This is a genomic window from Caballeronia sp. LjRoot31 (assembly GCF_964253885.1).
GTDB lineage: Bacteria > Pseudomonadota > Gammaproteobacteria > Burkholderiales > Burkholderiaceae > Caballeronia.
Map to the genome: position 1 here is coordinate 2,309,661 of NZ_CAXURX020000001.1, position 14,235 is coordinate 2,323,895.

Sequence of the window (14,235 nt, forward strand, 5' to 3'; positions counted from 1 at the left end):
GGCGGGGTCTCTGATTCTGGGGTGGCGCCAATCACCGTTCTGGCACCAAAGTGGTCAAGCCAATTTTTCTGCTTCATCACGTGGCCTTACCTGTTCCGAATGATAATGGCGTTAGGCCCACTCTGGAATCGCGGTATTTACCCTTATATTCATCGGCATGCCGGTCAAGCGATCCTGAAAGCAATTGGTCAAGCCACCTTACACTCCGATCGCTGCCGGACACTCATGACGATATCTGTAAAACCGATTGAAACGCGACGGCTGTATCAGACCATCGCCGACCAGATCAATACGCTGATCCGCCTCGGCAGCTTCCAGGCGGGGACACGCCTGCCGCCGGAACGCGAGCTTGCACAGCAGTTGGGCGTGTCGCGGCCATCGTTGCGGGAGGCGTTGATTGCGTTGGAAATTCGCGGTCAAGTCGAGATCCGGATGGGCTCGGGCGTGTATGTGTGCGACGGCAACACCGAAGAGCCGCCGCTAACCTCAATGGGCGAGAGTCCTACCGAGTTGATGCAAGCGCGTGCGGCGATCGAGGGATGCGTGATCGTGCTGGCTTGCACGCGGCTGACACCGGATGGAATGGGCAGGCTGCAAAAGAGCGTGGAGTCGATGCGCGACCTGATCGCGGAAGGACGCTCGCCGCTGGAACCGGACCGGCAGTTTCATATGACGCTGGCTGAAATTGCGGGGAATTCGGTACTGACAAGGCTGGTCGGCGAGTTATTCGATGGCCGTAACGATCCGATCGCCGCCAAGGTGAGCGGACTGGCGGAAAACATCACGACATGGGGCGTCGCGCTCTCCGAGCACGAGCGGATCCTGAGGACGCTGGAAGCGCGCGATCCTATCGCCGCGCAGGCCGCCATGCGGTCGCATTTGAAGGCATCGGAAGAACGGTGGGTCGGCGGAGTTTAAGGGGCCGGATCAACCGCATCGTTCGAACAGAAACGCCCAACAGCACCCGACCCCATTACTCGGCCGTCAACTGCCCCTCTTTCCCCGCCTTTCCCAGTAAGCCTCCTCGGTCACACCACAACGGCATTGTTATTGAAACTACAAATGATAACGATTCGCATTCGTGTATAATCCGTCAGCCAGTTCTTAGCTCCCTGTAATTTGTCGATCGGCTACAAGACCGAAATGTCGCGCGTGACGGCATCGCTTGCCTGATGGCGCCACGCGCGCGATTTCCGACAGTCCGCTACTTATCTGCAACTCGCCTGCTCGCCCTCACTCCGCAACCGCTTCGCGTGCCAACTATCTAATCGCCATGTCTATTTTTACCGGTTCATCGTCCGTCCGACCGTTATCCAATGCCGTTCGCCTCGCGTTCCTCTACGCGGCGCTCCCCCTGACAATCGGCGTAACGTCCACCGCCCGGGCACAAACCGCTTCGCCCGAGGCGACGGAAAACGTATTGCCCGCAGTGAAGGTTCAAGCGGCCAAGGAACCGCTGCCGGGTGATTTCGCCCCCGCCTACGACGGCGGCCAGATCGCGCGCGGTGCAAAGTTCGGAGTGCTCGGCAATCAGGAAATGATCAACGTGCCGTTCAGCATGACGAGCTACACGTCGAAGGCGATCGAAGATCAACAGGCGCATTCGGTCGGGGACCTCTTGTCGCACGATCCCGGCGTTCGTCCGGCTTTCGGGTTCGGCAACTTTTCAGAAGTTTTCGTCATTCGCGGCTTTCAACTGACCGGGGATGACGTCTCGTTGAACGGTCTGTACGGGATTACGCCGCGCCAACTGGTTGCAACGGAAGTGCTGGAACGCGTTGATGTATTCAAGGGCGCCAACGCTTTCCTGAACGGCGCATCGCCGACCGGTTCCGCTGTGGGCGGCGGCATCAATCTGGAACTGAAACGCGCGGACGACAAGCCGCTCACGCGCGTGACCGTGGAGGGCAGCGGGTCCGGCCAACTGGGAACGCACGTCGATGTCGGCCGGCGCTTCGGCGACGAGGGACAGTTCGGCATTCGCGTGAATAGCGCGATCCTCGGCGGCGAAACCAGTATCGACGATGAATTCCGCCACAACACTTCAACCGCCGTCTCGCTTGATTATCGCGGCGACAAGGTGCGTTTGTATGGCGATTTTCTCTACCAGCGCAGGAATATCGATCAAGGACGATCGACGGTTTCCGTGACCGGCGATCAGGTGCCAACGGTCCCGTCCGCCGCGAACAATTTTGCTCAGCCCTGGACGCAAAGCACGCTCGAAGACACAGTCGGTATCGCGCGGGCCGAATACGACTTCGCGCCCGCGTGGACGGCGTATGCAAGCGGCGGCATCCATCGCTCGCACGAGGACGGCACGTACTCGTCGCCGACCTTCGATTCCATTGCCGGCACGACCGCGACGCGCGGCGACATCTTGCGCACCACCGATGCGTTGTCCGCCGAAGCCGGCGTACGCGGGCACTTCACAACGGGACCAGTCAGCCATTTGGTCAGCGCAGGGTTCGCGATCACGACGCTCGAGGATCGTGAAGCGTTCGCGTTCAGCGGCTCGTTCCCGACAAGCCTCTATGGCGGAGGCATCGTGCCCGAACCTGCGGCAAATGGTTTTGTCGCAGGAAGTTTCGCCGATCCCGGTCTTGCCGACCAGATCCTGACGCGCAGCGTGGCCATCTCCGATACGCTCGGTTTCCTGAACGATCGCGTCCTGTTCACGATCGGTGCGCGCCATCAGCAGTTGCACCAGAACAACTTCACGGTCGGCACCGACACGATCTCGTCGTCGTTCGACCAGTCGATCACGACCCCCATCTTCGGCCTCGTCGTGAAGCCGACGAACAATATCGCGTTGTTTGCGAACCGCAGCGAATCGCTGAGCGCCGGGCAGAGTGCGCCTTTTGGCGCGGCCAACGTGGGTCAAACGCTTTCGCCGAACAGGACGAAGCAATACGAAGTGGGCGCGAAGTACGATTCGAATCACTTCGGCGCGACGCTGTCGGCGTTCCAGATCGAACAGCCGTCCGTCTACACCGACAGCGCGACCAACCTGTTCGGCGCCAACGGCACGCAGCGTCATCGTGGTATCGAGTTGTCGGTGTATGGCCAGCCGCTGCAAGGCGTGCGCGTGCTCGCGGGCGCGACGCTGATCAACGCCAAGCAACTCGACACAGACGGAGGAGCCACGGACGGATTGCGCCCGGTCGGCGTGCCGAGCTATCTGTTCAACGTCGGCGCGGAATACGATCTTCCGATGCTGCCCGGCGTCACGGTCAATGCCGCGTGGATCCACACGAGCAACCAGTATCTCGACGCGCAGAACAAGCTGCCGATCCCGGCCTGGGACCGTTTCGATCTCGGCGCGCGCTACACGACGAGCGTCCTGAAACACGTCACCACGTTCCGTGCGACCGTGGAAAACGTGACGAACAAGGCTTACTGGGCCTCGGCGACCGGCGCATACCTGACGCAGGGGAGACCGCGTACGCTGCTGCTTTCGATGACCACGGACTTCTGAAAACGGGACGCGCAGTGGACCGGTTTTGTCGGCGTGCCGGAGCGGCCGTCGTCCGACTCTTCTCGCCGAGGAGAGTCAGTCAAAGCGGTTCCGACGCGCCTGTTCGTTGGACGCACGGCCTGCCGGCCGTGACGTGAAAGCGCGGTCGGCGGCCATGCAATGACGAGACGGATGTAAGACAGCGTGACGTAGCGAACAGTGTCTTGCACCCTCCTAAGCATGGTCGAGCATGGGATATTGCCTTGGCACAGCACTCGGTTCTGCTCCGGTCTGAAAGCGGTGTCGATCAAACCGCAGCGATAGAAAATCAGCCTCATGCCTCAAGCGCATCGCCTTGCCGAGCGGCGACAATCTGCATTCGCCCCTTCCGGTACCAGACAAAGCCCCACGCAAAACCCATCATCGCGCACGAGCGGAATATCCCCATACGCTATCCTGCCGCCCTGTCGCGGCCCGCTTCGCGGTTGCCCGCAGCATCCAGGCAAAACACGCGGCGCCTATCAGCGCACATACATCGACCCCGGCCGCCGCAGGCTCAAACCACAGCCCCGTGGCGGGAAAAAGCCAGCCTGCAACTGAAGCCAGCGGCACCAGCAAAGTGGCGCCCGTTGCCAGCGCCAAAAGCTCGACCGATCCCCGCGCTCCGCCTCGCACGAACGACCACGCAATACTCGCCAGGAACACCGTGTAATAAATCCGGGCGTGCCACGCCGATAAATCCGCCACGCGGCCATTCAGCAACTTCCCTGCTGCAAGCGTCGCGGAAATACCGGCCACGCAACCCAGCGTCACGCCAACAGTCAGCGCTGCCATGAAGTAGGTCGCAGGCCGTTGCCTGGGCGTATCGGCACCCCGTTCGAGCTTCCGGCGACTCTCGATCCAAAGCAAATTGCCCGAATAGAACAAGAACGCGCCGGCCAGGCCGAGAAAGAAATAACCCCATTGGATCGGCTCGCCACCGTAACTGCCGAAGTGCAACGCGAAAAATGCGCTGGTGGCCGCGGACCACGTGTTTCCATCGGCGGCACCGGGCAGGAATTGAGCATTCAGAAAGCGCCCGGTCACCGGATCCAGCAGCGCAAACCCTCCACTGCGCGCCAGATAACGCGGATCATCGCCACTCACCAATACCGTCGCGCCCGGTGCCCCCGCTCCCCGATAACTCAATTCCGCCGGCTCGAATTCCGGCGCGTGCTGCTTCACGGCGGCCACTATCTGAAGCGGTGAGACAAGCGTCACGGGAGCGCCCGGCACAACTGGCGCCTTCGCGTAATACGGGTTCTGCGCCGCCACGGTGGCGCTGAGCGTGCCGCCATAGATCACGCGATCCTGCACCGCGAAGATAGTGTCGCTCAGCCCGAACGCGACAACCGATAACGCCATCACCACATGAAACGGCAAGCTCAGAATGCCCACGACGTTGTGCGCATCGAGCCACATCCGCTTGAGATTCTTACCCACGCGCAACGCAAACAGATCCTTGATCAGGCTCGGCAGCAGCACGATCACACCGGACACCAGCGCGAGCCCGTAAAGCAGCGACACCACGGCCATCACGCTCATGCCGACATCGAAACCACCTGGAATGCCGGCGGTCATATGCAGGATATCGATGAAACTTGCTGCGTTTGACGCGCCGCGCGCATGCGTTTCGAGCTTGCCGGTAGCATCGAGCGTGGCGGTGAAACGCTGCGGCTTGCCGGGCTCGCGCCACGAAAGACTGGCCGCGCCGGCCGGTTCGATCCGCAAGGTGAACTGGCGCCGCGCCGCTGGATGCGCAGCCAGCGTCTGCTCGATAACGGCCGGCGCCTGAGCCAGCGGGAAAACCTCGGCATGCGCGGCCGGCGGCGTGACCCACTCGTTCAGCGTGTCCTTGAACATGGTCACCGCGCCGGCATAGAACGCGATAAAAAGCGCAAGACCGGCAACAATGCCCGTCCACGTGTGAACCGTCTTGTAGACGCGGATGACGTCGCTGCGCATGGGGTTATCGAATGAAAAAATGACGGGCGAGCGCGAGCATCGCGAAACCGAGCGCGTTCACGGCGGCCAGGGCGATCCAGGCGCGCCGTCCGCTGCGGAATACAAAGCTGCCGCTCATCACGCCGATCCAGACGGGCGGCACGAGCCACATCGCGACCTGGAATTTGTTCTGCTCATCGAGGGCGCCGGGTGTAAGGCACGCCAGCAGTCCGCTCGCCGCAATCGCAAGCCCGAACCCGCCGATCACCCCTGCCAGCGTCTTCGACAGCCAGTCCCGCGATAACGTCTCACGCCGTCCGGTCTTCAATGTCACTTCGAAGCGCCACGTAGCCGCGTCCGCTCGAGTAGTACGCCGATAAGTACACCGATAAACGGGCACGCGGTCAGGCACGCCATCGCCGCAGTGAACACGATGGCGAGCGAGGTGGCGGGATGCAGCGCGCTCGCGCCGATAACAAACGCCGCGACGCTGAAAACCGCCGCGAGCGTTCTAAAAAGCCGCGGTGGCAACGGCGCGCGCAGCCAGCGCTGACCGGGCGCGGCGAGATAAACCGCGAGTGCGCCGGCGATCGCGAACAATACGGATCCCGGCGTGGAAAAGTCTTGCATGGAGCGCGAGAGAGGGTCTGTCTCAATCCTCGAAATTGGATTGAGATATGTTATTGAGAATCATTATCATACAGAATTTTGTGGCGCGCAGCGACATCGGCGTCTTTCATGGAGTTCGCCGCCTCAGCGGGACGATCAACTTGCCTTCGTACGAACGGGTCTTCAGTATGAAAACGGCCCGCTTGAAAGCGGGCCGCGAATAACCAAAACATGCTGCGAAAAGCTGGGGATCTGGAAGCGCCGGGTAACAATCAAACGGGCGGACGTTTGAACGCACCCGTTTGCAGCCCTTGTGGGCTTCCGTTACTTCCATTACTGCCGCTTGGACGCCTCCTTCTTCACTTTCTTCGCTTCTTTCTTTTCTTTCGGCGATTTGACAGCGACCTTCTTCTCGGTTTTCTTCGCGTCCTGGCTCTTGCTCATGATGTGCTCCGTGGTTGACCTTGCATTATTGCCCGAGCCGTTGCGATTTGGGAACGTAGGGGACATAAAAATGCGTCACCGGGACTTGCTGCGCGACTCGGGGTTAAAACGAAAACAAAGCAAAAACGCTTAATCGATCTTCGAGCGTAATTCTTGAGCGCTCACCCGCAGCGCCTGATAGCCGGAACGCGCATGCTCCGGCAAATCCGGGTCGCCGATAAGCGTGCCCAGCGTCTCGATCACGCTATAGAGAATGCCCTTGGCCGCGCCTGCAGCCATGACACCCGATGCGTAGGATTGATCGACGTGGCTGATGGCGGCATCGAAGTGGTCCTGTTCGGGGGGCGCGTTCGCCGCCGGCTTGACCGGGTTCTCTGTCGAGTTGGGTTCCATGATGGTCGACCTCTTCTGGTTAATACTTCATGACTGCGACGTCTTGACTAAGACGTTGTTACTGCGGCATTTCGTCGTGTGCGCGACTCAATCGAGATTAGTCGATTATCAGTCACTGATCGGCTGGATCATGTGCACACGACGCTCCGTCGCGGGTTCTCGAACCGGCGCGCCGCATTCGGTCAGCAGCGAACGCAGTTCGAGGATCACCGGGAAAACCTCGTGGTTATGATCGGCGCCTTGCCGGTCATGCGCTTCCTGCTCGCGCTCCACGATCCACCGGTCCTCCTTGAAGATACGCTCGGTGAACCACACCAGCAACGGCCACGCGGCATCAAGAATGCCCGGGATTTTCGGCCGGCGGATGGACAGCAGACCGAACGTGCGGTTGGTGCGCTGCTCGGCGTCGAGCGGCACGTACGCGATCCACAGATCCATCACCATCGTCTGGTCCTTGGTGCGGATCCTGAGCGTCTGGTATGGATATTCCGTGCGGATGGTCATCACGTCTTTGTGATTGTCGTTGGGCTTGGTGCCGCGTTTCTGGCTGAACACCAGCGCCTCGCCGATCGGCTGCTTGCCCTCTTCGCGCGCGAACGTGTAGTTCACTTCCACCCAGTCGTCGCCGCGGCTGCGCCCGACTGAACGCGCCTTCATCTGGCCCATTTGCTTGCGATGCAGGAACTGATGGTTCATGTCCATCAGGTTCTCGTGCATGAAGGTGTAATGGCACTTCACTTCGCGGCCGAAGCGGCGGGTTTTATAGGCTTTATCGCCGACAGAACCCAGCGCCGGAAACGGCGTGGTCTCGGCGCGCAGCGGGTCGCCGGGGAAAATGAAGATCAGGCCGGCTTCTTCCCGGCACGGATACGAGCGCACGCCGTTCGGCAAGCGTTCGCGCCCGAGATACGGGACGTCGATACAACTGCCGGTGCAGTCGTAGGTCCAGCCGTGATAGCAACAACGAATGGCTTCGCCGTCGACCACGCCCGCGTGCAGCGGCACCTGTCGATGCGCGCAGCGGTCTTCCAGTGCGAACACTTTGTCGCTTTCCGTGCGCACGAGCACGACGGGGTCGCCGGCAAAACGAACGCCATGCGCCTTGCCGCGTTTTACTTCCCGCGACCAGGCGACCGGATACCAGTGATCGGGATGAATATCGACACGGCGCAGATCGCGCGCCGGCGGTTGAGACTGTTGGGACGGAAGTTCGCTCGAAGCGACGTCCTGTTGCAGTGCTACATGCATGTACGATGCCTCCGCTTGAGGGAATCGGCTAGAAACGGACGAAAAGGACGAAAAAAGTGCTTTGAGAAGACGTTGCAACCAAAGGCCTAACGCAGTCTACACGCCAGACGGCAATTGAGGCGCGACGAGGGGTGGCGGCAGACATCGGACGCGGGCCGGATGGGCGTGCACAGGGGGTGCGGCAGCTTTTTTTGCGGCACTTCGCCGCTGCGCCGGACGACGTTCTTGCGACGCCTTTTGCGCCGCGCCTACGGTGCCCCTGCACTCTCCATCCAGCCGATACGAAACCATCTGGACGGGTTTCTGATCGGAACCGCCCTGCGTTGGATCCGCCTGGCCTCGGTGCCTCGATCCGGCGGGCTCGCTCCCGATACATCAGATTCGTCAGATGCCGGTGCGCCTGAATATCAGGCAGAAGTTGTTCGCGGGCATGGGCACGGCTTCTTCCATCCACAAGTCTGCCGCACGCCCGAGCTGCACAACGTCTTCCATGTTCCGGACACCCCAGGCGGGATTGGTGGCCCGAAGCTGGTCATCGAAGGCTTCGTTGCTCGCGGCGGTATGCGCCCCGTCGCGCTTGTAAGGTCCGTACAAAAAGAGCACGCCGTTGCTTGCCAGGTACTCGCCGGCTCCCTGGAAAAGCGCAACGGCGGCCGCCCACGGCGCGATATGAATCATGTTGATACAGACGATGGCCGCAAGGGAATCCGGCACGGGCCACGGCGCCGACCGGACATCAAGGGCTACCGGTGCGTTGAGATTGGCGAGTGAAGCGTGCTTGCACCAGGCGTCGATGGAGGCGCGCGAAGCCGCGTCGGGATCGCTCGGTTGCCAGGTGACGGTGGGCAACGCCGCGGCGAAATGGACCGCATGCTGCCCCGTTCCGCTCGCGATTTCGAGGACCACGCCGGCCTTGGGCAGGACGCGGTTCAGCACATCGAGAATGGGTCCGCGATTACGTTCAGCAGCGGGCGCCACGCGGCGAAGGGTGTCGGGGTTATCGGCGTTATCAGGGCTCACGATGTGTTTCCAGATGAAGTGCTGGCGAGCGTAAGCGCGCGATAGGCACAGGTCAAGCAAAGAGCCGCCGATAACCTCGCAGGCGAGCACGAGGAAAAATTCCAATGGCCGGCGCGTGGACGACCTGCCGATGAACAGCGGAGAAAACAGGCGCAAAGAGATTGCAACGAGGAACGAGCAGCGCCGCTGCGCAAGCCGATAAACCGCCGGTCAAACGGATCAGTCACATTCAGCGACACTAAAGAATGAATGACCATGGGGACGCACCCTTTAGAATAACGCTCCGAACACGCGGTCAGCGCTGACAGGAGAAGGAGCCCGGTCGACCAGACAAGGCGCGATTCCTGCTATCCCGGTGCGGCCTGCCGCCAAACCTGTGTATCCTGACGCACTGATAGAAACTGCAGAAACCACGAACGCCCGCAGGACCATTGCCGTATGCGACTGAACGATACAGCCTGACATCGGACGCTGATCGAAGGTTCCGGCAGTGCCAATCGAACCGAACATCGCCCGACCCGGCGCGCGCCTGCTACCCCTGCATCGAACCGCGGCCGCGCCGCACCCGTCCATGCAACCCTAATGGAGCCTCCCATGCAACCCGATTCACCCGCAGGCATTCCCGGTCAGAGCCCGGAACCCTTGAGCGACGAACTCATCGATTTCGCGAGCGAGGTCTTCGACGTAGCCCGCCGCGGCGACGCCGCCATGCTCGACGCCTTGCTCCATAAAGGCTTGCCGCCGAACCTGCGCAACGACAAGGGCGACACGCTGGTGATGCTCGCGAGTTATCACGGCCATGCCGACGCGGTGCGCGTGCTGCTGGAACACAAGGCGGATCCGAACCTGCGCAACGACAACGGCCAGACGCCCATCGCAGGCGCGGCGTTCAAGGGTTACAAGCCGGTCATCGAGGTTTTGCTGGAACACGGCGCGGACGTGGAAGGGGCGTCGCCGGACGGACGCACCGCGTTGATGATCGCGGCCATGTTCAATCGCATGGAGATGGTCGAGTTCCTGATCGATAAAGGTGCGAACCCCGACGCGAAAGACGCGAACGGTTTTACCGCACGCGACGCCGCCGCTAAGATGGGCGCCCCCGACACCGCCGCGCGGCTCGCGCAGGCGACCGAGGCGAAGTCGCGTCCGCCGGGCGTTTGAGCGAAGCCGGACAAAACGAGACGAGACAAAGCGAGACGAGCGCAGCCGCTTCGCGCGCCGTCCGGCAGGTCCGTATCGAACATTATTAACCCACGCGCCGCCGATACCCCATGCGACGGCGCACGAATTTCGCGAAGGCAGTCCTGCAACATGGAGCTCTTGTGATGAGTGGCGGTTTCCCGCTTCGAGCGTACGAATGGCACTGGCGAACAGTGGCCCGGACGCTTGCAATCCTCCTCGTCCTGGCGGTCATGTCGGGATGCACCCTGTTCCCGCATCAGGCGCCTGCGCCGATCGTCGACTTGTCGACGCCGCAACCGCCAGCCGAGCCGGAAGTCGTGGAGCCGGAAGAGCCGGCGCCGGCGCCGGTCGCTACGCAACCCCCGGCCGAACCGAAAGCCCCGCATCCCGCGCCGAGACGGCGTGTGGTCGTGCCGAAAAAACCGCCACCGCCCCCGCCGCCGCCCGTCGAAGAAAAAGCGCCGCCTGCGCCGCCGCCCCTGCTCACCACGCGCATCATGCAGCACGAGCAAATCCGCGGTTTGCTCGACAGCGAGATCCAGCGCCCGGACGGCAAGGTGATCGGCCGAGCGGTGGACATGTACGCCGATGCCACCGGCAAACCGAAGATCATGATCGTGAACCTGGCGGGTTTCCTGGGTGTGGGAGACCGCAAGGTGACCTTCCCATGGACCGCGTTCCGGTTCAATCCGGCCACCAAAAAAGCGCCCATCACGTTCGCGATGCCGCCGCCCGGCAGCAATGGCGCGTCGAGTGCGGCGAAAGCGAAGGCTCAGGACGCATCGGCGAAACCCGGTTCGGTCAACGACATTGCGCCGACGCTCGCTCAACTTATCGACTCCAATGTCGCGCAGAAAAACGGCGCGCGGATGGGCCGCGTTGTCGACGTGCTGGTCGATGCGCAGGCGCAACCTCAGGCACTCGTGATCGATCTCTCCGATTCCCTCGCCGCCGACAAACGGCAAGTCGCGGCGAACTGGCCCGACCTGCACGTGGTCTCGCGCAACAAGGTAATGCAATTGCAACTGGATTTCACCGACGCACAGATCAAAGCCGCGCCAACGTACTCGCCCGATCAACCGATCAAGATCGTTTCGCCCGTCGTCCCGCTACCGGAACCTGCCGCATCGCCAGAGCCTGCCGCCCCGGCTCCGGCGGCAGCTTCCGGCCCGGAGCCGGCTGCGAAAACCGGCGCGGCGGCCGTTGCGCGCCCCTCGAAACAATGAGGACGATCTGAAATATGGGAATTGCACGAAGTCTGCGCGCGCTCGATTGGCTGAACTTCTTTGTCGCGAATGTGCAGACCGGCTTTGGGCCGTTCATCGCCTCCTATCTCGCCGCGAACAAATGGACGCAAGGCGAGATCGGGCTGATGCTGAGCGTCGGCACGATCAGCGCGATGGCGAGCCAGTTGCCGGCCGGCGCGCTCGTCGATGCGTTGCGCAACAAGAAAGGCGCTGCTGCTGCCGCGATCATCGCGATCATCGTGAGTGCATTGCTGCTCGGCGCGAGCCCGACGTTTGTCGTCGTGTTCGCGGCCGAAGTGCTGCACGGCTTTGCGAGCTGCATGCTCGTGCCCGCCATGGCCGCGATCTCGCTCGCCCTCGTCTCGCGCGCCGATCTCGGCGACCGGCTTGGGCGCAATGCGCGCTGGGCGTCGATCGGCAGCGCGCTCACCGCGGCGTTGATGGGCGTGTTCGGCGAGTACCTGTCGCTGCGCTCGGTGTTCTTTTTGACCGCGGCGCTGGCGTTGCCGGCGCTCGTCGCGCTGAACATGATCCATCACGAGATGGCGCCCGTCGTTCCGCGCATGAAAAAGGCCGCGGCGAAAGCGGGGGCGAGCATCGCACAAGCGGTGAGCGCGGCCGGGGCCGAGCGGCCTGAAAGCCTGCGCGATCTGCTCCGTGATCCGAGGCTCTTGACCTTCGCGGCGTGCGTGGTGCTGTTTCACTTGTCGAATGCGGCCATGCTGAATCTCGCCGCCGGTGAAGTCACCGCGCACATGGGCGACAACGTTCAACTCGTGATCGCGGCGTGCATTATCGTGCCGCAGTTCATCGTGGCGGGGTTGTCGCCGTGGGTCGGGCGGCAGGCGCAAAGCTGGGGGCGGCGGCCGGTGCTGATCATCGGTTTCTCGGCGCTGCCGTTACGTGCGCTGCTGTTCGCGGCCGCCAGCAGCGCGGCCAGCCCTTACCTGCTGGTACCGGTGCAGATGCTCGACGGCATCAGCGGCGCCGTGTTCGGCGTGATGCTGCCGCTAATTGCCGCCGACGTGGCCGGCGGCAAGGGCCGGTACAACTTGTGTATAGGATTCTTTGGACTGGCGGCGGGCGTGGGAGCGACGCTGAGCACGGCGATTGCCGGGTTCGTGGCGGACAAGTTCGGCGTGAACACCAGCTTCTTCGGACTTGCCGCGGCCGGTGCGCTGGCGGTGGCGCTGGTCTGGCTCGCGATGCCGGAAACCCGCGACGCCGCCGCCAACGAAGAAGCCGCCAGGGAGAAGGAAGCGACCCCGGCGGCGTGAGTGGACTCAATGAGTGGACTCAATGAGTGGACTTAGTGAGTGGACGTAATAAGCAGACGGACCGCGCTGGGTCTGGGGCTTGATTCAGCCCAGCGCGTGCTCATGCTGCAATACGACCTGCGATGTCAGCCACGCATCGATCTGCTCGTCTGAAAAGCCGTACTCGCTCAGCACGCCGATCGTGTGTTCGCCCAACATGGGCGGTGGCATGCGAACCGAACCTTCGGTCATCTCGCTCATCCTGATCGCGCTCGCGACCTGCTTCAACTGACCTATCGAGCCGTGCGCCACCTCTTCGACCAGTCCGCAATGCACCACCTGAGGATCGGCGAACACGTCCGCGAGGTTGTTGATAGGACCAGCCGGAATGCCGAGCCGTCTCAAATCAGTGGTCCAATCGGCGCGCGTGCGCGTGCGCAGTTTTATATCGATGACATCTTTTAGCGCCTCCCGATGCTGCATGCGCTGCTCGTTGGTGACAAAACGCGGGTCCGACATGATGTGCTCAAGCCCCAGCAGTTCGCAGAGCTTGACCCACATGTCCGGCGTGCCCGGCGCCAGGTTCAGCGCGCCGTCCTGCGCCTCGAAAACCCCATACGGCGCAATCACCGGATGATGATTGCCGGTCGGCTCGGGTATTTCTCCCGCGCTCAGATAACGCTGGCCCTGCACGCCCAGCATGGCAACCAGCCCCGACAGCAATGAGCTTTCGACGCGCTGGCCACGTCCCGTCTGTTGCCGGGAAAGCAATGCGGCGAGGACGCCCATTGCGGTCCACATGCCGGCGGTCATGTCGCCGATCGCGATACCCACGCGCGTGGGGCCGGCGTCCGGCATGCCCGTGAGACTCATGATGCCCGCATACCCTTGCGCGACCTGATCGAACCCTGGCCACAGCGCGGCAGGACCCGTACGGCCATAGCCCGTGATGTTGCCGTAGACGAGCCTTGGGTTAAGCGCCGATAACGTCTCGTACCCCAGCCCCATGCTTTCCATCGTGCCGGTCTTGAAGTTTTCGAGGACCACGTCGGCGGAACTGGCCATGTTGCGTAGCAGGTCGAGCGCAGCGGGCTTGCGAAAATCCACCGCCATGCCGCGCTTGTTCCGGTTGCACGAGAGGTAGTAAGCGCTGATGCCGCCGGCAAAAGGTCCCCACGTCCTGACCATGTCGCCGCTCGGTGCGGGCTCCACCTTGATCACGTCCGCCCCGAGATCGCCGAGGATCATCGAACAAAAAGGACCCGCGAGCGCGCGAGTCAGATCCAGCACCTTGATTCCCTGCAACGGCAATGCCATGTCCCCTCCGGATATCTGCTTGTGAGTGTGCTGGCTTCATCGATGTTTTTTTATCGACCAGCACACGATTGAAGCGCACAAG

At 62.2% G+C, this 14,235-nt stretch carries 12 protein-coding genes; 5 read left to right on the forward strand and 7 right to left on the reverse strand.

The genetic code is table 11. The features are described from left to right. Nucleotides 1-225: 225 nt before the first annotated feature. A complete protein-coding gene (locus tag ACSQ8V_RS10210) occupies nt 226-918 on the forward strand; it encodes a FadR/GntR family transcriptional regulator (protein WP_218627138.1) in 693 nt (230 codons plus the stop codon). A 355-nt stretch (nt 919-1,273) separates the two neighbouring features. Continuing rightward, nucleotides 1,274-3,475 (forward strand): TonB-dependent receptor, encoded by a 2,202-nt coding sequence (locus ACSQ8V_RS10215; RefSeq protein WP_436205649.1) that lies wholly within the window; start codon nt 1,274-1,276, stop codon nt 3,473-3,475. 399 nt (nt 3,476-3,874) lie between these two features. On the opposite strand, the gene ACSQ8V_RS10220 is transcribed toward ACSQ8V_RS10215, so the two are convergent. The 6 genes from ACSQ8V_RS10220 to ACSQ8V_RS10245 all read right to left on the reverse strand — a co-directional run bounded on the left by ACSQ8V_RS10220 (nt 3,875) and on the right by ACSQ8V_RS10245 (nt 9,151). Continuing rightward, nucleotides 3,875-5,458, reverse strand: coding sequence for a PepSY-associated TM helix domain-containing protein (locus ACSQ8V_RS10220; protein ID WP_436205650.1), 1,584 nt, complete (start codon nt 5,456-5,458; stop codon nt 3,875-3,877). Between the two features lie 4 nt (nt 5,459-5,462). Then, nucleotides 5,463-5,771: a hypothetical protein gene (locus ACSQ8V_RS10225; protein ID WP_213761442.1), complete on the reverse strand. Its 309-nt coding sequence runs from the start codon at nt 5,769-5,771 to the stop codon at nt 5,463-5,465. Further along, nucleotides 5,768-6,067 (reverse strand): hypothetical protein, encoded by a 300-nt coding sequence (locus ACSQ8V_RS10230; protein ID WP_436205651.1) that lies wholly within the window; start codon nt 6,065-6,067, stop codon nt 5,768-5,770. Before ACSQ8V_RS10230 ends, ACSQ8V_RS10225 begins: the two co-directional genes overlap by 4 nt. Nucleotides 6,068-6,619: 552 nt before the next feature. Then, the gene (locus ACSQ8V_RS10235) at nt 6,620-6,883 is read right to left on the reverse strand and encodes a hypothetical protein (RefSeq protein ID WP_213761444.1); all 264 of its coding nucleotides are present in this window, start codon (nt 6,881-6,883) and stop codon (nt 6,620-6,622) included. A gap of 108 nt (nt 6,884-6,991) precedes the next feature. Next, on the reverse strand, nt 6,992-8,131 hold the full coding sequence (locus ACSQ8V_RS10240; RefSeq protein ID WP_436205652.1) for a Rieske 2Fe-2S domain-containing protein: 1,140 nt from the start codon (nt 8,129-8,131) through the stop codon (nt 6,992-6,994). Nucleotides 8,132-8,515: 384 nt separating this feature from the next. Beyond that, complete coding sequence (locus tag ACSQ8V_RS10245) at nt 8,516-9,151, reverse strand: DUF938 domain-containing protein (RefSeq protein WP_436205653.1); 636 nt, start codon at nt 9,149-9,151, stop codon at nt 8,516-8,518. A gap of 594 nt (nt 9,152-9,745) precedes the next feature. Between ACSQ8V_RS10245 and ACSQ8V_RS10250 the strand changes: the two genes are divergently transcribed. The 3 genes from ACSQ8V_RS10250 to ACSQ8V_RS10260 all read left to right on the forward strand — a co-directional run bounded on the left by ACSQ8V_RS10250 (nt 9,746) and on the right by ACSQ8V_RS10260 (nt 12,857). After that, the gene (locus ACSQ8V_RS10250; protein ID WP_436205654.1) at nt 9,746-10,312 is read left to right on the forward strand and encodes an ankyrin repeat domain-containing protein; all 567 of its coding nucleotides are present in this window, start codon (nt 9,746-9,748) and stop codon (nt 10,310-10,312) included. A 164-nt stretch (nt 10,313-10,476) separates the two neighbouring features. Continuing rightward, nucleotides 10,477-11,559, forward strand: coding sequence for a hypothetical protein (locus ACSQ8V_RS10255; RefSeq protein WP_436205655.1), 1,083 nt, complete (start codon nt 10,477-10,479; stop codon nt 11,557-11,559). A gap of 14 nt (nt 11,560-11,573) precedes the next feature. Then, complete coding sequence (locus tag ACSQ8V_RS10260) at nt 11,574-12,857, forward strand: MFS transporter (RefSeq protein ID WP_213761449.1); 1,284 nt, start codon at nt 11,574-11,576, stop codon at nt 12,855-12,857. A gap of 84 nt (nt 12,858-12,941) precedes the next feature. On the opposite strand, the gene ACSQ8V_RS10265 is transcribed toward ACSQ8V_RS10260, so the two are convergent. Next, nucleotides 12,942-14,153 (reverse strand): CaiB/BaiF CoA transferase family protein, encoded by a 1,212-nt coding sequence (locus tag ACSQ8V_RS10265; RefSeq protein ID WP_436205656.1) that lies wholly within the window; start codon nt 14,151-14,153, stop codon nt 12,942-12,944. Nucleotides 14,154-14,235: the final 82 nt, after the last annotated feature.